Source organism: Aquilutibacter rugosus, assembly GCF_036541335.1.
Classification (GTDB): Bacteria; Pseudomonadota; Gammaproteobacteria; order Xanthomonadales; family Xanthomonadaceae; genus Aquilutibacter; species Aquilutibacter rugosus.
The window spans coordinates 273,085-293,039 of the sequence record NZ_JAZHBO010000002.1; the positions used below are offsets into that span (position 1 = coordinate 273,085).

Sequence of the window (19,955 nt, forward strand, 5' to 3'; positions counted from 1 at the left end):
TTTAGTGACCTCCGCGGATACGGCCCTTGAAGCGAGCTTCACCAACGCGTTGCGGCAGCTTGAGCTTACCGATGGCGGCAATGCGCTCATCACCCAGACGGTCGGCAGCGGCGTAAGTCGGGATGCCGTCGCGATCCGCAATTTCATAGATGCGGGTGAGGTTGTGGTAAATCGTACGCATCATGCGCATTGCACGTTCGCGGTTGTAGCCTTCGAGTTCCAGTGCCACGTTCATGACACCGCCGGCGTTGACCGCGTAATCGGGTGCATACAGAATGCCGCGCTCTTCCAGTTCCTTGCCGATGGCATTGTTGGACAGCTGATTGTTGGCAGCGCCGCAGATGACCTTGGCCTTGAGGCGGGGCAGAGTCAGTTCATTGACCGTGCCGCCCAGCGCGCAGGGCGAGTACACATCGGCGGGCACATCGTAAATTTCGTCGAGACTGACAGCCTCGGCACCGTATTCGTCAACGGCTTTATCAACCAGAGCCTGATTGATATCCGTCACCCAGATCTTGGCGCCGCGTTCCTTGAGGAGCTTGACGTATTCCATGCCGACGTGGCCTAGACCTTGAACGGCGTACTTGTACTTGCCGACTTCTTCATCGCCGTACTTGCGGTTTAAGGTCGCCATCAGGCCTTGCAGCGTGCCGTAAGCAGTGAACGGCGAGGGATCACCCGAACCGCCGTGCACTTGGTGCACGCCGGTGACGTATTCGGTTTCCTGATAGACGTATTCCATGTCGTTGACATCAATGCCAACGTCTTCGGCGGTGATGTAACGGCCGCCCAGGCTATCAACGAACTGACCGAATGCGCGGAACAGGGCTTCGGACTTGTCCTTGGCGGGATCGCCGATGATCACGGCCTTACCGCCACCGATATTCAAACCGGCAACTGCATTCTTGTACGTCATACCGCGGCTCAGACGCAGGACGTCATTGAGCGCTTCGGCTTCGGACTGGTAGGGCCACATGCGTGTACCGCCCAGTGCCGGACCCAGCACGGTGCTATGGATGGCAATGATCGCCTTTAAGCCGGCATCCTTGTTGTGGCAAAAGACAACCTGCTCGTGACCGGTGGTGTCCAGCGTTTCAAAGATCATGATCTCTCCGCGCAACGCGCTTTCGGGTGACAAAGAACGCCCATTTTACCCGCATCCGCCAAGGAAAGCCCCACCTCGAGACTGCCGCACCGCAACAATGGATGGGCGTATGGAGGGCGCGGTGGAGCCATCCGCTACAATAAAAAGTTATCCCGACCCGAGTCCGTTCGTCCCGTGAATAGCCAGATCCAAGCCCCCGAGACCCAAGTCGAATCCACGCCGCTGCGCTTTGTGACAGCCGCCAGCCTATTCGACGGGCACGATGCAGCGATCAACATCATGCGCCGTCTGATCCAGGCTCAAGGCGCGGAAGTCATTCACCTCGGTCACAACCGGAGCGTCGAGGACGTGGTCCGTGCAGCTCTGCAGGAGGACGCCGACGGTATTGCGCTGAGCAGCTATCAGGGCGGTCACGTCGAGTACTTCAAGTACATGGTCGACATGCTGCGCGAAAACGGTGCAGGTCACATCAAGATCTTCGGCGGCGGTGGCGGCACCATCACGCCCGAGGAAATCCGCGAACTGCAGGACTACGGCGTCGAGCGTATCTATCACCCGAACGATGGCATGCACATGGGTCTGGTGCAGATGATCGAGGACGTGGTCGAGCGCGCAGCCGATGGTCGTGTCGGTACGGATGCAACAGCACGTGCCAGCATTGATGATGAACTCAGCATCGGCAAACTGCTGTCTACCATCGAGGAAGGCACTCTTGACGATGCCACGCTGAGCAAGTTGCGTAAAGAATGGTCGCTGGCCGGTGGCAAGACGCCGGTGATCGGGATTACCGGTACCGGTGGTGCAGGTAAGTCCAGCGTCACCGACGAACTGTTAAACCGCTTCCTGGCGGCATTCCCGGAAATGCGCATTGCCGTAATCTCCGTGGACCCGACGCGTCGTCGCACCGGTGGTGCATTGCTCGGCGACCGCATCCGCATGAACTCTCTGCGCTCCAAGCGCGTCTTTATGCGTTCGATGGCAACCCGTCGTCAACATTCGGCAACCAACACAGTGCTGGTCGACTGCATCGGCGCCCTCAAGGGGCTGGGCTTTGATCTGGTGATCGTCGAGACGGCCGGTATCGGTCAGAGCGACAGCGAGATCGTCGATCTGGTCGATTTCCCCATGTATGTCATGACCAGTGATTTCGGCGCGCCGAGTCAGCTGGAAAAAATCGACATGCTCGATTTTGCCGAGCTGGTCGTACTCAACAAGTTCGACAAGCGCGGCGCCGAGGATGCCTTGCGCGATATTCGCAAGCAGTGGAAACGCAACCGTGTCGCCTTCAACATCAAAGACGAAGACGTTCCGGTCTATCCGAGCATCGCTTCGCAGTTCAACGATCCCGGCCTGAGCTGGATGTTCGCTAATCTGTGCCGCCTGCTGCAGGACAAGTTGACCGCCGACGGCGCACCGCCGTTCACCACTGCACATTGTGATTTCAAACCGGCAATCAACACCGAGCTCAAGGAACCCAAGGCCACCGTACTGATTCCGGGCAGCCGCGTGCGTTATCTGGCAGAGATTGCCGAGCAGGGCCGCGGCATCAACCGTCGCATTGAATCGCAGCGCGATGTTGCCAGCCGTGCGCAGTCGTATCACGAATCCCTACAACATCTCGATGATCCGCAGCTGCCGCGTGCGCTCGATCTGTATCCGGCCGATCAGCTGCATGCGGGTGGCGATGTCGATCGCACGATGGCCCTGTTGCGCCAACGCTATAACGATGCAGTGACCTCACTCGACAAGGAAGCCTGGCAGCTGCTGCGCGAGTGGCCGGGCCGTGTCGAATCGGTGACCTCCGAGTACAACGAATACAAGGTCCGCGACAAGCTCATCCGCGTGGACAACTATCGCGAGTCGCTGTCGCATAGCAAGATTCCTAAGATCGCGGTGCCGCATTTCAAGGACTGGGGCGAGCTGCTGTATTTCCTGCAAAAGGAAAATCTGCCGGGCGCGTACCCGTACACCGGTGGTGTGTACCCGTACCGTCGCACCGGTGAGGATCCCATCCGCATGTTTGCGGGTGAGGGCACCCCCGAGCGCACCAACCGCCGCTTCCACTATCTGAGTGCAGGGTTGCCGGCTGCGCGTCTGTCGACCGCGTTCGATAGCGTGACTCTGTATGGCGAAGACCCGGCCATCCGTCCCGACATTTTCGGCAAGATCGGCAACAGCGGTGTCAACATCGCCTCGCTCGATGACATGAAAAAGCTCTACAGCGGCTTTGATCTATGCCAGCCGACGACGTCGGTGTCGATGACGATCAACGGTCCGGCGCCGATCATCCTGGCGATGTTCATGAACACGGCCGTGGATCAGCAAGTCGAACTCTATCTGCGCGAAGACGAGCAACGTTGGGCCGATGCGCAACGCAAGATCGATATATGGTTCGAAGGCCGTGAACGTCCGAGTTACTCCGGGGAGCTGCCGGCCGGTAACAACGGTTTGGGCTTGGGCTTGCTGGGCATCAGCGGTGATCAGCTGGTCGATGCCGAAACCTATGCAGCAATCAAGGCACGCACGCTCAAGACCGTGCGCGGCACGGTGCAGGCCGACATCCTCAAGGAAGATCAGGCGCAAAACACCTGTATTTTCAGCACGGAATTCGCGCTACGCATGATGGGCGATATCCAGCAGTTCTTTGTGGACAAGGGCGTCCGCAATTTCTACTCGGTGTCCATTAGCGGCTATCACATTGCCGAAGCCGGCGCGAACCCGATTTCGCAATTGGCCTTTACGTTGTCGAACGGTTTCACGATCGTCGAGTACTACCTGGCTCGCGGCATGAAGATTGATGACTTTGCGCCGAACCTGTCGTTCTTCTTCAGTAACGGTATGGATCCGGAGTACACGGTGATCGGCCGCGTCGCGCGCCGAATCTGGGCGCGTGCCATGCGCGAGCGTTACGGCGCCGATGCACGTTCGCAGATGATGAAGTACCACATCCAAACATCCGGCCGTTCGTTGCACGCGCAGGAGATCCAGTTCAACGACATTCGCACGACGTTGCAGGCGCTGTACGCACTGTTCGACAACTGCAATTCGCTGCACACCAACGCCTACGATGAGGCGATCACCACGCCGACCGAGGAATCGGTCCGTCGCGCAGTGGCCATCCAGATGATCATCAACAAGGAGTTGGGTCTGAACTTTAACGAGAACCCCTGGCAGGGCTCGTTCATCGTCGACCAGCTCACCGATCTGGTCGAGGAGGCCGTCTACAAAGAGTTCGATGCGATCTCCGAGCGTGGTGGCGTTCTGGGTGCAATGGATACTATGTATCAGCGCGGCAAGATTCAGGAAGAATCGCTGTACTACGAGCACAAAAAGCATGACGGTTCGTTGCCGCTAGTCGGCGTCAACACCTTCCTGCCCAAGGAGCACGGTGGCGACATCGTCACCGAGATCGAACTGATCCGTTCCACCGACTCAGAGAAGCAGCAGCAAATCGCACACGTCGCCGGCTTCCAGTCCAACCGCAACGGCCTGGCCGATGGCGGTCTGCGCTTCCTGCAAATTACTGCGCTGGAACGCCGCAATCTGTTCGAGCAGCTGATGGAAGCCGTCAAGACCCACTCGCTGGGTCAGATCTCGCATGCGCTCTACGAGGTTGGCGGCGAATACCGCCGGAATATGTAATTCATTGATGGGAGTGGGCTGTTTAACCTCAGCCCATTATGGGTTTAGTCCAGTCCGGTCGAAGAGGTAATTCGCCATGCAATACACCATAGAAGTCGAAATGGAAGAAGATGGCCGCTGGATGGCGGAAGTCGTCGAGATCCCCGGCGTCATGGCGTATGGCGCCACACAGGACGAGGCTGTCAAGAAGACAGAGTCGCTAGCGCTTCGAGTCATTGCTGAGCGCATTTAGAATTTCTAGACATACCGGTCATTCGTCGAGTGATCTCTAACTGGCATTGATCCGCCGACAAAATCAGACTGTCGATAGGTTTCACTCACGCACACAAATGTGATACTGAAACAGTATTTTGGGGTGGGCAATCGTCAGGATTCGTATGCGATAGTAGTTGATGTGGCTGAGATAATGAATCGATAATTCGCGATCACGAACGACCAGTCCCCGCGATACAAGGCGATCAAGCCGGTCCTCAAAGGACAGCGCTGGTTTTGTGAATCTCATTCGTAAACCCAGAGTACGAAAAAGCCCGCCAATTTGAGGATATCGATCGGGATCGACATAGCCTTGGCGGGCATTGTTAATTCTATTTTATCGCAAATGATTGGGGAAAATAGTAAGGGGATACTGAATGTTCAGTAGGAAACTTTTGAAAATGTCTCACATGGTGTGGCGTACGGCGGACAGCGTAATATAAATATCGTTGCGTTTGCAGTGAGTCGGGCGTGGGAATGGGAGAATGGGATGCCTTCGACGTATTTGATAGTTTGCTTGGACATGACGGTCAGCGAGCCGGCGCACGTCCGAGATCGATGGCCTTCTCAGTTGCACGGTTATAATGGTCGAATGTATTCTTTGATTATTTTCGCATTGGCGCTGCCGTTGGCGTGCGAGTGTCGCACATGAATTTCCGGTGCCACGCGGGCGGATCTGGAGGCTGAGTCACCATGCGGCTGTGGAGCCTTCATCCCCGCTATCTTGACCGCCAGGGCCTGACAGCGCTGTGGCGCGAGGCGCTGCTGGCGAGACACGTGCTGCGCGGTCTGACACGCGGCTATAGGCATCATCCGCAGTTGCAGCGGTTTCAGTCCCATGCGCAGCCCCGCAGGGCCATCAGTTTTTACCTCTCGGAGATCCACGCCGAGGCGCTGTTGCGCGGTTACCGGTTCGACCGATCCAAGATTGGCCCCGTTACCGCGGTTGAAGCGATCCCAGTCACGGACGGCCAAATGGCATATGAGTGGGAGCATCTAACCCGCAAATTGGCCGGCCGTTCGCCGGCAGTCCACGAACAGTGGCTCGGCGAGGACATTCCGTCGCCGCACCCGTTGTTCTATGTCGTGCCAGGGTCGGTCGAGCCATGGGAGCGGCTGTAGTGTGCGCGCAAGATAGAAGTCGAGTTGGAAGAGGATGGCCGCCGGATTGCGGAAGTCGTTCAGATCCCCGGCGTCATGGCGTATGGCGCGACCCAGGACGAAGCTGTCAAGAAGACAGAGTCGCTAGCGCTTCGAGTTATTGCTGAGCGAATTTAGAATTTCCAAACATACTGGGCTCACGCCAAGTGATCTCTGACTGTCACTAATCCCTTGCTCCAGTAACATCGGTGTATCTGAAGGTCTGCCGGGAATACTGCCGGGATAGGCAACATAGGGGGCGGTACCAAGTCGCCTGAAACGTCGGCACCGGAACTTTTTCGCAAGCTGTCGCGTCTACTGATGAACAGTCACAAAAGGATGGATCAATGGTGAGATGGACCGGGGTAGTACTGGTGGGCTCGGCCCTGTGGTGGGGCGGCGTGGCGCTGGGGCAGGAGCGGGCGGCCGGGCATGGCTTCGTCACGGGCGTGAGCGCGGATTCCGCTCCGCAGGGCGCGGACGTGCTGGAGAACATCGTGAAGTTGGGCACGGTGACTGTGCAGGGCAGACAACCGGGACCGCGATTGTGGCGGGTGACCAAAGGCGATCACACGTTATGGGTGCTGGCCACGTTGAGTCCGTTGCCCAATGGCCTCGAATGGGACTCCACGGCGGTAGTCGAGCGGGTCAAGGCCTCGCAGGCGGTGTTGTGGTTGCCTTCGTTCTCCATGGGGGTTGATGCCGGGTTTATCAGCAAGGTCTACCTGGGCTACAAGTTCCTGCAGGTCACAAAGAACCCCGATGGCAAAACTCTGAAGGAGGTCCTGCCGGCGGCCACCTATGCGCGCTGGGCCGCAGTGAAACCGCAATTGCTCGGACGCAACAGCGGGAGAGAACGTTTCCGGCCGATCGTGGCGGCGGAGGGGCTGTACGGCGCGGCGTTGAAAAAGCTCGGCCTGAGTGAATCCAAAAACGTGCTCGACACGGTACGGGCGACGGCAAAGGAAAACAAGATACCGCTGGTGGTGCCGGAGTTGAGCGTCAAGGCCAAGGAGCCTAAAAAACTGCTGGCCTTGGCCAGCCGGATCACCCTCAACGGCGAGATCGAATGTTTAAATGCGACACTGGATACGCTGCAGAACGATCTGCCCGTGATTCGCTCCAATGCATTGGCGTGGGCGCAGGGCAATGTCGGCGGAATCCATGTCGAGCGGCTGCGGCATCGCAATCAGGTTTGTCAGGATGTGTTTTTTGGCTCGGAGCTCATGCGGGCGGTTGGCGTGTCCGATGTTGAGTCGCAAGTGCGGACGATCTGGTTGAATAAGGCGACTGAAGCACTCGCCGAAAACCGCACCACGTTTGCGGTGCTGCCGTTTTCCAATATCAGCGGCCCGCGCAGTTACTTAAAGGCGCTGGAGAACAGCGGATACACGGTAATCGCACCGCAGTAAGCCCGTGAGTCCTGCATCATAGTCAAATGGCGACAAGCAAGCAGCAGCAACGCGCCGGGTAGCGGTGGCGCTCCCAATGGGGCTTCTTTTCACTGACGCCGGATTGATGGTATAGCAGGTGTTATAACGCTTTCCGGATGCCCGGCATGAAACTCAAAATCACCACCGTCGGCAATTCGTCGGGGCTGATTCTGCCTAAAGACGTCCTGTCACGGCTACGTCTGCAAAAAGGCGACTAGGTCCATCTTCTCGAAACGCCCGATGGCTTTCGCATTACTACTTACGATCCCGAGTTCGCCGCCAAGATGGATGTGGTCGAGGATGTCATGCGCCGTCGGCGCAATCTGCTGCACGAGTTGGCCAAGTAAGTAGAAACAGCCATGATGATCCGGATCGATCTGCAGCTGATCCTGGCTATTCTTGATCGTCAGCTCTCAGAACATGGTGGTGGCGCGGGTATTCGCGACGCCGGGCTTCTGGAATCGGCGCTGGAGCTCCCAATCCATCTGGCATCTTTGGGTGATCCGCCCCCGGATCTCGCGCAATCGGCCGCGAGTCTGATTTTTGGGCTGTCACGAAACCATCCGTTTATTGACGGTAATAAACGCACCTCCGCAGTGGCCGTTGAAGTGTTCATCGTCCTCAACGGTGGACAGTTGCGAGCTGAAGACGCTGAGTTGTACGCCATCTTTGTCGCACTTGCCGCCGGCGATCTGGATGAGAATGGGCTGGCAGAGTGGCTGCGTTCCCGCATCAGTCTGGCTAGCGGTGTTCGCGTCCAGGAGGCTGTGGTGGAGTGCGGCTAACTGCAAGGTGCAGGCGTAGAATAGGGGGCATGGAACGCTTTTACCCGATTGGCACGCCGGGCGTGCCCTGGACCGACGCCGAGAAACAGCAATGGCGCGCGGCGCAAATCCGTCATCGCAGCTACGGTGACGAGGTGGTCTCGCAGATCGAGGAGCTCAAGAATGAGTTTGATGTCTCCACGTACGGCGAACTCGATTACGGCCCGGATCAGCGATATCAGCTGTTTGCCATTCGCAGCCGCCATTGGGACGACAGCCTGCCTGTCATGCTAGTGACCGGTGGTGTGCACGGCTACGAAACTAGTGGCGTGCAGGGCGCACTTCAGTTTGTGCGGGAGCACGGTCCTGCCTATCATGGCCACGCCAATCTGCTGGTGGCACCTTGCGTGAGCCCCTGGGGCTATGAGCGCATCCTGCGCTGGAATGCGCTGGCGTTGGATCCCAATCGCAACTTTGTGCCAAACAGTCCGGCCCCTGAGTCGGCAGCCTTGCTGAAACTGGTGAAGCCATACAAGGGCCGCATCGTCATGCATATCGACTTGCACGAGACCACCGACTCCGATGAGAGCGAGTTTCGTCCGGCGTTGGCCGCACGCGACGGCAAACCCTTCGAACCGGGGGAGATTCCTGACGGTTTCTACCTGGTCGACGATACTGCCAATCCGCAGCCGGCTTTCCAGCAGGCAATTATTGAGTCGGTCGCCAAGGTCACGCACATCGCGCCGGCCGATGCGAACAATGAAATCATCGGCTCGCCGGTTATTGCGCCGGGTGTGATCGAGTACGCACTCAAGGAACTTGGCCTGTGTGCCGGTATCAGCGATGCACGCTACACCACCACGACGGAGGTCTATCCCGATTCGCCGCGCGCTACGCCGGAGCAGTGCAATGCCGCGCAGGTAGCCGCCGTGACTGCAGCGATTGAGTTTGCGCTGGCCAATCCGTAATTAAGCCACCAAATCTGCAATAAAAAAGGCCGGACTGTATAAGAGTCCGGCCTTTTGCGTTGGCATTGGCGGTTACAGCTTGCCTGCGGCTTCCAGCATGCTGCTCACATGCTCTTTCGGACTCAGATCCGAATGCGTAGCCTTGATCTTGCCATCGGTGCCGATCAGATAGCTGGTACGGTTCGACCAGCCCGGCTTGAGGGCCAGAGTCGCATCGTACTGTTTGGCGATTTTTGCGCCAGGGTCGGCGACGACCTGAAACTTGCCCGAGCAATGCTCGGTGGATGCCGAAAATTCAGCAAGACGGTCAATGTTGCCGGCGGTCACGCCGATGACGCTCACGCCCTTCTTCTTGAAGTCGTCGATGGCGACGCTGAAGAGGCGGGCCTCAATATTGCAGCCCTGGGTAAATGCAGCGGGGAAGAAGTACACGACAACCGGTCCTTTGCGCAGCGATTCGGCCAGATTGAACTTGATTGGCTTGCCGGCCAGATAGCCGGGCGCCTTGAACTGGGGCGCGGTGTCGCCGGGCTTAAGTGCAGCTGCTGCAGGGAATGCCAGCAAGGCGGTAACCGCTGCGGTGATGGCAGCCGTCATGCGGAGAAAAGGGAGGCGGATCATGGCAATGTGCCCGGTTGTTGCGGACTTTAATGATGGCACAATGAGAGCCTCTCCAACTGAACCTCAGGGCATACGCATCATGGGATTGGCAACCTATTTAACGTTTAACGGCAACTGCGAAAAGGCGATGACGTTTTACGCTTATGCGCTCGGCACTCAGATCAATGAGCTGCATCGTTTCAGCGACATGCCGGGCGATGAAATTCCCGCCGATTTTGGCGACAAAGTGATGCACGCCAATCTGACGTTTCAGGGCTGTGTTCTGATGGGCTCCGACGCACCTCCGGGGACCGGATTTGACGGAACGCACTGCGGCTTTTCTGTTTCCGTTAATGTCGCTTCAGTGGAGCAGGCCGAAACCGTCTTTGCCGCACTGTCTGACGGCGGCAATGTCACCATGCCAATCGGAGAGACCTTCTGGGCCAAGCGCTTCGGCATGCTGGTCGATCAGTTCGGCGTGGCCTGGATGGTCAACTGCGAAAACAGCGGTGATATCTCGTACTGAGATCGCCGCATCGCGCAATAAAGTAGTGCCGGCTATTGGCGCGCCAGTGTTAGCCAATAGTCCGCAGCCGCACGGCCGGCAATCACACCGCTGGCCATGCAGGCATTGAGCAGAAAGCCGCCGGTTGGAGCTTCCCAGTCCAGCATTTCGCCGGCGCAAAAGATGCCCGGCTCCTGCTTACGCATCAGGCCGTCTGTCAGCGCTTCGCGGCGTACACCACCGGCGGTGCTAATCGCCTCCTGCATCGGTCGCAGGCCGGTAAACGTGATAGGCGTATTGCGAATGGTATGGGCCAGTGCATCGGGCTCCAGCGGCGATTGCCGATAGAACTCGTTGAACAGATGCAGGCGACCGCCACTGAGTTTGAGCGCCTTGCGCGCGGTCTCCGTAAGCGAATGCTTGCCGCGTGAGGCCAACACCTCCGCCACTTTCTTGGTGGTCCAGTGCGGCATCAGATCCAGGTGCACCGTGGCTTTGCCGGTGCGCCAAATCCCATCGCGCAAGTCGGGGACTGCAGGGTAGAGGACACTGCCTTCGAGACCATAAGGCGTGATGACGCACTCGCCCTGACGCTCCACCGTTCGACCGGTCTGGTCGGTCCATTTCAGAATCACCGGTTTGATCGGCTCGCCAGCCTTACTCTGCAATACCGGTGACCACTCGCACTCCATACCACAGTTGGTCGCTTGCAGGGGCTCGAGCTCATCGGCGTGAAACAGAGACTGCCATTGGCCATCGCTGCCCAGCTGTGGCCACGATCCACCGCCCATGGCCAGCACCACGGCTGGTGCATCCCATGCGGCGATGCCTTCGGGCGTGTCAAACATCCAGCCTTGTTCGGTTCGATGCGTCAGCCGATGCCGGGTATGTATCTGCAGGCCGGCAGCACGGAGTCGGGTCAGCCAGGCGCGCAACAGAGGCGCGGCCTTTTTTTCGCGCGGGAACACACGTCCCGAGGTGCCGACAAAGGTCTCTGCGCCCAGCGCATCGGCCCATTGCATTAGTGCCTGATTGTCCAGGGCATCGAGCCAGCCGGCGACCCAGTCCTGCTGCTCGCGATATGCGGTGTCAAACTGCGGACGGCCCAAGCTGTGCGTGAGGTTGAGACCACCAATGCCCGCCAGCAAAAACTTTCTGCCGACCGATCGTTGCGAATCCATCAGGGCGACGCGCGCGCCGGCGGCCAGCAGTTGCTCTGCAGCCATCAACCCGGCGGGTCCGCCACCGATTACCAACGCATCTGCTGTTCGAGTCATTGGTATATTGTGAAGCGGTCCTGATCAATTGGAAACCCGAATGTTGCGCAAATCCCTATCTGTTGCTCTGTGCTCCGTACTGCTGATCGGTGCGCCGCTGTCGTTGTCTGCGCAATCGTCCGCGGTAACGCCGGTCGCTGCAGAACAAGGTAGCGCCGCCATCCTGCCCGATTTGGCGGCCTTTGACGCGTTCATTGAGCAGACGCGCAAGCAATTCGATGTGCCGGGTGTGGCGGTCGCGATTGTGAAAGACGGTCGGATCGTTCTGGCGAAGGGCTACGGTGTCCGCGAGCTGGGTAAACCGGACGCGGTGAACGCGCAAACGCAGTTTGCAATTGCATCCAATACCAAGGCCTTTACCGCGGCCGCTCTGGCCATGTTGGCAGACGAAGGCAAGCTGAGCTTCGATGACCGTGTCATTGATCACTTGCCCTGGTTCCGCATGAGCGACCCCTACGTCACGCGCGAGATGCGGATCAAGGATCTGCTGTCACATCGTTCGGGTTTGAGTCTGGGTGCCGGTGACTTGCTGTATTGGCCGACCACCACTTACACCACGCAGGAAGTGGCACAACGATTAAAAGACGTGCCGCTGTCAGGCGGTTTTCGCGAACGCTACGCCTACGACAACATTCTGTTTGGCGTTGCCGGTCTGGTCGTAGAGCAGGTTAGCGGCCAATCGTTCAAGTCGTTCTTAGAGCAGCGCTTTTTCAAGCCGCTGGAAATGAACAGCACGGTGTTCAATAGCGATGATTTGCGACCGGGCATGAATACCGCCGTCGGCCATGCCAAGTCCGACTGGACGCGACTGGAACCGGTCAAGGTGATGAGCTGGCACAACGTCTCGGGTGCCGGTGGTATCTATTCGTCGGTGCTGGATCTGTCGCAATGGATGGTGGCGCAATTGCGCAAGGGACAGTACGGCTCCGGCGATCAGCGCCTGTTCTCTGCAAAACAGCAACAGGCCATGTGGTCTATGCTTACGCCGATTAATGTCGGTACCCCGTCGGTCCCCGAGCTGCTGCCGACCAAGCCGAACTTTCTCGGTTACGGCATGGGTTGGCAACTGTCGGATTACCGGGGTCAGCGCATGGTCTGGCATACCGGCGGCTGGCCCGGCCAAGTAAGTCGAGTGACGCTAGTTCCTGATCAGGATCTGGGCATCGTAGTGCTGACCAATGCTGAAGTTGGCGCCGCCTTCAACGCAGTGACTTACAGGGCGCTCGATCTGATGCTGGGCACCGGCAGCACCGATTGGAACGCAGCCTACGGCAAGGCCGTCGCGAAGGCACAGGCGAACGCAGATGAGTCCTGGGCTAAGCATGTTGCCAAGCGCAATGTGAAACTCAAGCCCTCGCTACCTTTGAGCCGTTACGAAGGCACTTACGCCGATCCCTGGTACGGCGATGTGCGCTTGTTCAGGGACAAAGGCAAGCTGCGCATTCAGTTCAGTAAGACGCCGGATCTGCTCGGCACTTTGGAACCATGGCAAGGAGATACCTTTATTGCCCGTTGGGATCAGCGCTGGCTCAACGGCGATGCGTTCCTTACCTTCAATCTCGATGCCGATGGCCAGATCACGCTGGCGACTATGGCCGCCGTATCCCCGCTCACCGATTTCAGCTTTGATTTTCAGGACTTGCGCCTGAAGCCCGTCGCCGCTGACAATGCGACTGCCAAGTAACTAGGACACTTCATGACCGTTTCGTTTGCCATTTTGCTGTTTGTTGTCGTGCTGCTGTTCGTGCTCGTGTTTAAGGCGGTGCGTCTGGTGTTCAAGCTGCTGCTCTGGGCCTTGGCACTCGCTGCGATTTACTGGGTCGTCGCGCCCTTTGCAGGATTAACACCGCTTCCCGAAGTCCTCGAGTCGCGCGGCTTGCCGGTACCGGCATTTATGGATCGTGACCACACCATAGAACCGTCCGAGGTTCCGGTGGCAGATCCTGCCGCGCCCTTGCAGCAGTAATTCGGCAAGCAATAAAAAAGCCGCGACAGTCACGTCGCGGCTTTTTTGTGTCGGAGTCGTTTGACGGCCAGCGCCAAGGGTCAGTCCTTATTTGCGGAAACCTTGCTTGGAGCCCGAGCGGAAACCACCGCCACCGGGACGGCCACCGCCGCCGGGACGATCGCCGCGTGGGGCACGGTCGCCGCCACCGCCAAAGCGATCGCCGCCACCGCCGAACTTGCGCGGACCGCCACGGTTGTCACGGAAGTCACCGCCACGGCTTTCGCGGAAATCACGGGGTGCTTCGACGAAATCCAGGTCTTCCTTAGTGGCTGCACGGATGCGCAGACGTTGGCCTGCGACCCACACTTCCTGCAGGTGTTGCGTGACTTCTTCCGGCATGCCTTCGGGCAGATCAACCAGCGAATGGTCCTGACGAATATCAATGCGGCCGATGAAACGCGATTCGAGGCTGGCCTCATTGGCGATGGCGCCAACCAAGTTGCCCGGACGCATGCCATGGCGATGACCGACTTCGACGCGGTAGGTCATCATGCCGGCTTCGGGTTCAGCACGTTCGCGAGGTGCGCGTGGTTCACGCGGTTCACGACGTTCGCGCGGTTCGCGTTCGGCGCGTTCCGGACGCTCGCGTCCCGGCTTGTCGTCATCGAACTTGCGTGACTTGGGCTCAAACGAAGGCTCGGCCAGCAACAGCGCCGATTTGCCCTGCGACAGGACGCCCAGTGCGGCGGCCACTTCGGCCATCGGCACGTCGTTTTCCGTGGCGTAGCGCTCGACCATTTGGCGGAAATCGTTGATGGCCGGGTTGGACATCGCCTCGGTGATGCGATTCAGAAAGCGATCAACGCGCGTCACATTGACTTGGGCGACAGTCGGCAGATCCATCGCGTCGATGGGCTTGCGTGTGGCGCGTTCAATGGCTCGCAGCATGCCGCGTTCGCGCGGGGCAACGAACAGGATGGCATCGCCTTGACGACCGGCACGACCGGTACGGCCAATGCGGTGGATATAGCTTTCCGTATCGTACGGAATGTCGTAGTTCAGCACGTGGGTGATGCGTTCCACGTCGAGACCGCGGGCGGCCACGTCGGTGGCAACCAGCACATCAATCTTGCCGTCCTTGAGTTGCTGGATAGTGCGTTCGCGCTGAGCCTGCTGCACGTCACCGTTGATGGCGGCAGCGGCGACACCACGAGCGGCGAGCTTTTCAGCCAGCTCTTCGGTCATTTGCTTGGTACGGGCAAAGACGATCATGGCGTCGAAAGGTTCGGCTTCGATGATGCGGGTGATGGCATCGAGCTTGTGCACGCCGCCGACAACCCAGTAACGCTGACGCACGTTTTCGGACGTGACGGTCTTGGACTTAATCGCGATTTCGATCGGATCTTTCAGATAGGTTTGGGCAATGCGGCGAATTGCGGTCGGCATGGTGGCCGAGAACAGGGCGACCTGACGCGATTCCGGCGTACGCTTGAGCACGTTCTCGACATCGTCAATAAAGCCCATGCGCAGCATTTCGTCGGCTTCGTCGAGCACCAGGCACTTGAGTTCGGACAGATCCAGCGAGCCACGTTCCAGATGGTCGATGACGCGACCGGGCGTGCCGACAATGACTTGTACGCCGCGCTTTAGCGCTTGCAGCTGCGGGTAGTAGCTTTGACCGCCGTAAATCGGCAGGACGTGGAAGCCGGGAATATGGTGTGCATATTTCTGGAAGGCTTCAGCCACTTGGATGGCCAGCTCGCGCGTCGGTGCGAGTACCAGCACTTGCGGCTTCTTGGCGTTAGGGTCCAGGCGGGTCAGCAAGGGCAGCGCAAAGGCGGCCGTCTTGCCGGTACCGGTCTGGGCTTGGCCCAGCACGTCACGGCCTTCGAGAATCGGAGGAATCGTAGCGGCTTGAATAGGTGAGGGGGTCTCGTAGCCGACTTCAATCAGGGCTTTGAGAACGGGCTCGCTGAGTTCTAAATCGGCAAAGCGAACGGTTGCGGAATCCGCAACAGGAGTTTCTGTGGTCATGGGTTGTTCCATCCGGGCGGCCCTGTCGATAGTGGGCGCAAAAAAAGGTCGACATCGTCGAGATCGCCCACGAATGGATGGCGTCAACACAGACGCGAGTCATTGCACTAGGGCCAATTTCGAGGCTCATTCTACCACAGATGCCGTTCGATCCCGATGAGGCAATGGGTTTCGTTCATCGGCGTACACTGTTTGGAGCCTATGAGCACGCCCACACTCCCGTTTCCGTTCGCCAATTGGCAGCTGCAAGAGCAATGGGCCCAGTCCCTGCCGATGGATGCCAATACGAGTCCCAAACCGCGCCCGGTGGACTCCATGGGCGCCTTCGTGCAGCCCACACCGGTAGCGACGCCGCAGTTATTGGCGGCCTCTGCAAAGCTGTGTCAGTCGCTGCAGTTTGATCCGCGCGTGTTGGCAGACCCGGTCTTTGCGCCAGTTCTGACCGGCAACACCACCTTTAAAGGATTCCGTTCGTATGCCACCAATTACGGCGGGCATCAGTTCGGTAACTGGGCAGGTCAGTTGGGCGACGGTCGTGCCATTGTCATTGCCGAGTTGCGCAATGCAAAGGGCGAGCGGCAGGAATTGCAGCTCAAGGGCGCCGGGCTGACTCCGTTTTCACGCTTTGCCGATGGCCGTGCGGTGCTTCGATCGTCCGTGCGCGAATATATTGCGTCGGAGGCCATGCATGCCCTGGGCGTGCCGACATCGCGGGCACTGTGGTTGGCATCGACCGGTGATTCGGTTGTGCGTGATCGCTATTACGATGGCCATCCCGAGCCCGAACCCGGCGCGGTGGTGTGTCGCGTGGCGCCGTCGTGGATCCGTTTCGGTCATTTCGAACTACCGGCAGCGCGCGGCGATACGGCCTTGGTCAGGCAGCTCGCTGATTTTTGCATTGCGAAGGACTTTCCGCATCTGCAATCACATCGCGATGAGAACCGCTACGGCGACTGGTTCCGTGAGATTTGCGAGCGCACTGCCCGCATGATCGCGCATTGGCAGGCAGTGGGCTTTGTGCATGGCGTGATGAATACCGACAACATGTCGGTGCTCGGGCTCACCATTGACTACGGTCCGTTCGGTTTCATGGATCGTTTCGATTCGCAGTGGACACCGAACACCACCGATCACGCCCAACGACGTTATCGCTATGCGCAGCAACCGGCGGTCGGGTTCTGGAATCTGCAGCGGCTGGCCATGGCCTTGGGTTCACTGTTCCTCGATCCCGAGCCCTTGCGCGAGGGGCTAATGCACTATCAGCATCTGTTTGTGGCCGAGGATCTGCGCATGCAGTCCGCCAAGTTGGGCTTGACTTCGTATCCCAAAGACGTGGTGCAGGGCTTTGCCGAATTGCTGCAAGCGCAGGCGCTGGATTTCCGCCTGGCCTATCTGGCACTGCAGTTCAATGGCGATCTGGCGGAAACTTCGTATCTTGAGAGGCCCGACCAGGCGGCCATCAATCTATGGCTGGCTGATTATCGGGTGGCGCGTGCATCGCATGCGGCTCCGTTTGCCCACAATTCGCGCCTGTTACCGCATAACTGGCTACTGCAGGAGCTAATTGAGTCCACAGAGCAGGCCACTGCCCAGTCGCGTCAGGCGTCCGATCTCCATCTGTACTTACAGGCGATGGATACACCGACGACCACCCGCTATCCGTCTCATTGGGGTCAAATGCGTCCGGATTGGGCGTCTGAGCGGCGCGGCTGCACAGATCTGTCCTGCAGTTCCTAGGCCAGCAGTCGCGCTCCCAGTACAATGGGGCATGTCATTAGTTGCCTTTCAGAACGTAATTTTCGCCGTCGGCGGTCCTCCGCTGCTGGATAACGCCCAGTTCACTCTCGAGCGCGGCGAGCGCGTCGCGGTCATTGGCCGTAACGGAGCCGGTAAATCCACCTTCCTCAAGTTAATCGCCGGCGAGCATCGCCCCGACGAGGGTGAGGTGCGCGTGCAGACGGGCGTGCGCATCTCCCGCCTGGAGCAGGAAGTCCCGAATGACTGGCAAGGGCCGGTATTCGATGTAGTGGCGCAGGGCCTTGGCGATGTCGGTGGTCTGCTGGCGCGCTGGCACGATATCAGCCACGACCCCGATCCGGACTTGTCGGAGATGGCCTCGCTGCAGACACAGATCGAAGAGATCGGCGGCTGGGAACTGGAACGTCGCGTCGAACAGGCACTGCAACGGGTAGAGCTCGACGGCGAACTCGACATGCAATCGCTGTCCGGTGGTATGAAGCGTCGCGTCGGTCTGGCGCGTGCGTTGGTACAGAATCCGGACGTCCTGCTGCTCGACGAACCGACTAACCATTTGGATCTCGAATCCATTCAGTGGCTCGAAAAATTTCTGCTCAACTGGCCCGGTGCCACTGTCTTTATTACCCACGACCGACGCTTCCTGCGGTCATTGGCAACGCGCATTGTGGAAATCGACCGCGGTGAACTGAGCTCTTGGCCCGGCGATTACGCCAACTTTTTGCGCCGTCGCGATGAGCGCATGCATGCGCAGGCACAGGAGCAGGCGCGTTTTGACAAACTGCTCGCCCAGGAAGAAGTCTGGATCCGGCAGGGTATCAAGGCCCGTCGCACCCGTGACGAAGGCCGTGTTCGCCGTCTCAAGGCCATGCGCGATGAACGCAGCCAGCGCCGTAACGCGCAAGGTAACGTGCGGATGGAAATCTCGTCGGCACAGGGATCCGGCAAGCGTGTCTTCCTGCTCGACAACGTCACCCACGGCTTTAGCGATCGTTGTCTGATTCGCGATTTCAGCTCCACGGTGCTGCGCGGCGACCGCATTGGTCTAGTCGGCCCCAACGGTACCGGCAAGTCCACGCTGATCAAGCTGCTGCTTGGGCAAATGCAGCCCGATCAGGGACAGATCACTATTGGTACGCAATTGCAGGTGGCGTATTTCGATCAGTACCGTTCGATCCTGCGCGAGGACTGGAACGCACTCGAAAACGTCGCCGAAGGTCGTGACTTTGTGGAGATCAACGGCGCGCGCAAGCATCCGATCGGTTATCTGCAGGAGTTCCTGTTCAGCCCCGAGCGTGCCCGCGCACCGATCTCCGCGTTGTCGGGCGGTGAGCGCAATCGTCTGCTGTTGGCTAAGTTGTTTGCTCAGCCTTCGAACCTGCTGGTGATGGACGAACCCACCAACGATCTCGATGTCGAAACGCTCGAACTGCTCGAAGAACTGCTGGCCGATTACTCGGGCACCTTGCTGCTGGTCAGCCATGACCGCGAATTCCTCGACAACGTCACCACCCAGCTGTGGGTGTTCGAAGGCGATGGCCAGATCACCGAAGTGGTCGGCGGTTACGAGGATTGGGAGCGTCAGGCCAAAGCGCGCGAGAACGCCGCCGCTAGCGCTTCGAGCAAACCGCAAGCCGCTGCGACGGTTACATCGAGTGCGGTCAACGAGACGCCCAAGCGCAAGCTCAGCTACAAAGAGCAGCGCGAACTGGAGCAGTTGCCGCCGGTTATTGATGGCCTGGAACAGCAGATTGCGCAGCTGACCGCGCAATTGTCCGATCCGGCGATTTTCGGCGATCCTGCGGCGCTGCGCCGGGTCAGTGAGACGCTAGAGGCCGCTCAGGCGGAGCTGGATGCCGCCTATGCACGGTGGACCGAGCTTGAATAAACTGTATTTGCAATCCCTGACTCTAAGAGGCGCCGCCAGTTCATGATGACCTTACTGATCATTGCCGTGACCGTTCTTGTTTCCGTCCTGGCCATGAAGAACCAACGTCTGATGGATCGCCTGGTGTTCTGGGTTCATGCCATTCGACGCAACCACCAGTGGGATCGTTTCGTCACCCACGGCTTTGTCCACGCCGACTTTTCGCATCTGGCGTTCAACATGATCACGCTGTTCTTCTTCGGGCAGTTTGTTGAGCGTATTGTCAGTGCGCGTCTGGGCTCGTTTGGCTTTCTGCTGTTCTATCTGAGTGCGATTGTAGTGGCCATCGTGCCCACCTATCTCAAGCACCGAAACCAGGCCAACTACATGAGCCTGGGCGCCTCCGGCGCGGTGTCGGCTATGACCATGGTGTTCGCGCTGGTTAATCCGTGGTCGCTGATTTTTGTGTTTTTCATTCCGGTGCCGGCCATTATTTACGCGGCTCTGTTTATCGGTTACTCGATCTGGCGTGATCGCCAGCAAGGTGACAACGTCAATCACAACGCCCACTTGGCGGGTGCCCTGTACGGCATCCTGTTCATGCTGCTGCTGGAGCCCGGCCTGGTCGGAAACTTCCTCGGCAAGCTGCTGAACCCTTAAGATCA

17 protein-coding genes are annotated in these 19,955 nt (G+C 58.8%); 13 read left to right on the plus strand and 4 right to left on the minus strand.

The features are described 5' to 3' along the window. Position 1: 1 nt before the first annotated feature. A complete protein-coding gene (locus V3390_RS06525; protein WP_331703873.1) occupies positions 2-1,105 on the minus strand; it encodes a Glu/Leu/Phe/Val dehydrogenase dimerization domain-containing protein in 1,104 nt (367 codons plus the stop codon). 279 nt (positions 1,106-1,384) lie between these two features. Here V3390_RS06525 and V3390_RS06530 point away from each other — a divergent pair, with 279 nt between their 5' ends. From V3390_RS06530 to V3390_RS06560, 7 genes are all read left to right on the plus strand, one after another. Continuing rightward, the gene (locus V3390_RS06530; protein WP_425493045.1) at positions 1,385-4,747 is read left to right on the plus strand and encodes a methylmalonyl-CoA mutase family protein; all 3,363 of its coding nucleotides are present in this window, start codon (positions 1,385-1,387) and stop codon (positions 4,745-4,747) included. Positions 4,748-4,823: 76 nt separating this feature from the next. Next, the gene (locus tag V3390_RS06535; RefSeq protein ID WP_331688535.1) at positions 4,824-4,979 is read left to right on the plus strand and encodes a type II toxin-antitoxin system HicB family antitoxin; all 156 of its coding nucleotides are present in this window, start codon (positions 4,824-4,826) and stop codon (positions 4,977-4,979) included. Between the two features lie 713 nt (positions 4,980-5,692). Next, positions 5,693-6,121 (plus strand): pyrimidine dimer DNA glycosylase/endonuclease V, encoded by a 429-nt coding sequence (locus V3390_RS06540; RefSeq protein ID WP_331703875.1) that lies wholly within the window; start codon positions 5,693-5,695, stop codon positions 6,119-6,121. 365 nt (positions 6,122-6,486) lie between these two features. After that, entirely contained in the window at positions 6,487-7,551 is a 1,065-nt protein-coding gene (locus V3390_RS06545; protein WP_331703876.1) for a TraB/GumN family protein, read from the plus strand. 146 nt (positions 7,552-7,697) lie between these two features. Next, the gene (locus V3390_RS10235; RefSeq protein WP_425493025.1) at positions 7,698-7,790 is read left to right on the plus strand and encodes an AbrB/MazE/SpoVT family DNA-binding domain-containing protein; all 93 of its coding nucleotides are present in this window, start codon (positions 7,698-7,700) and stop codon (positions 7,788-7,790) included. Between the two features lie 141 nt (positions 7,791-7,931). After that, positions 7,932-8,357, plus strand: coding sequence for a type II toxin-antitoxin system death-on-curing family toxin (locus V3390_RS06555; RefSeq protein ID WP_331703877.1), 426 nt, complete (start codon positions 7,932-7,934; stop codon positions 8,355-8,357). 29 nt (positions 8,358-8,386) lie between these two features. Then, complete coding sequence (locus V3390_RS06560) at positions 8,387-9,304, plus strand: M14 family metallopeptidase (protein ID WP_331703878.1); 918 nt, start codon at positions 8,387-8,389, stop codon at positions 9,302-9,304. 72 nt (positions 9,305-9,376) lie between these two features. Here the strand turns inward: V3390_RS06560 and V3390_RS06565 are convergent, their stop codons facing one another. Then, on the minus strand, positions 9,377-9,925 hold the full coding sequence (locus V3390_RS06565; RefSeq protein WP_331703879.1) for a peroxiredoxin: 549 nt from the start codon (positions 9,923-9,925) through the stop codon (positions 9,377-9,379). Between V3390_RS06565 and V3390_RS06570 the strand changes: the two genes are divergently transcribed. Next, positions 9,924-10,430, plus strand: coding sequence for a VOC family protein (locus V3390_RS06570; RefSeq protein ID WP_331703880.1), 507 nt, complete (start codon positions 9,924-9,926; stop codon positions 10,428-10,430). The genes V3390_RS06565 and V3390_RS06570 overlap by 2 nt on opposite strands. A gap of 32 nt (positions 10,431-10,462) precedes the next feature. Here the strand turns inward: V3390_RS06570 and V3390_RS06575 are convergent, their stop codons facing one another. Further along, positions 10,463-11,686 carry a TIGR03862 family flavoprotein gene (locus V3390_RS06575; RefSeq protein WP_331703881.1) on the minus strand — a complete coding sequence of 408 codons (1,224 nt, stop codon included), beginning with the start codon at positions 11,684-11,686 and terminating at the stop codon, positions 10,463-10,465. Positions 11,687-11,726: 40 nt separating this feature from the next. On the opposite strand from V3390_RS06575, the gene V3390_RS06580 reads away from it, so the two are divergent. Beyond that, positions 11,727-13,370: a serine hydrolase gene (locus tag V3390_RS06580; protein WP_331703882.1), complete on the plus strand. Its 1,644-nt coding sequence runs from the start codon at positions 11,727-11,729 to the stop codon at positions 13,368-13,370. Positions 13,371-13,382: 12 nt separating this feature from the next. Next, positions 13,383-13,652, plus strand: a complete 270-nt coding sequence (locus V3390_RS06585; protein ID WP_331688546.1) for a hypothetical protein — start codon at positions 13,383-13,385, stop codon at positions 13,650-13,652. A gap of 87 nt (positions 13,653-13,739) precedes the next feature. Here V3390_RS06585 and V3390_RS06590 read toward each other — a convergent pair whose 3' ends face one another. Next, complete coding sequence (locus V3390_RS06590; protein ID WP_331703883.1) at positions 13,740-15,668, minus strand: DEAD/DEAH box helicase; 1,929 nt, start codon at positions 15,666-15,668, stop codon at positions 13,740-13,742. Positions 15,669-15,869: 201 nt separating this feature from the next. Here V3390_RS06590 and V3390_RS06595 point away from each other — a divergent pair, with 201 nt between their 5' ends. The 3 genes from V3390_RS06595 to V3390_RS06605 are packed head-to-tail and all read left to right on the plus strand — an operon-like array spanning position 15,870 to position 19,950. After that, entirely contained in the window at positions 15,870-17,405 is a 1,536-nt protein-coding gene (locus V3390_RS06595) for a protein adenylyltransferase SelO (RefSeq protein WP_331703884.1), read from the plus strand. A 31-nt stretch (positions 17,406-17,436) separates the two neighbouring features. Next, positions 17,437-19,311 carry an ATP-binding cassette domain-containing protein gene (locus V3390_RS06600; RefSeq protein WP_331703885.1) on the plus strand — a complete coding sequence of 625 codons (1,875 nt, stop codon included), beginning with the start codon at positions 17,437-17,439 and terminating at the stop codon, positions 19,309-19,311. A 42-nt stretch (positions 19,312-19,353) separates the two neighbouring features. Next, positions 19,354-19,950, plus strand: a complete 597-nt coding sequence (locus V3390_RS06605; RefSeq protein WP_331688550.1) for a rhomboid family intramembrane serine protease — start codon at positions 19,354-19,356, stop codon at positions 19,948-19,950. Positions 19,951-19,955 lie beyond the last annotated feature (5 nt).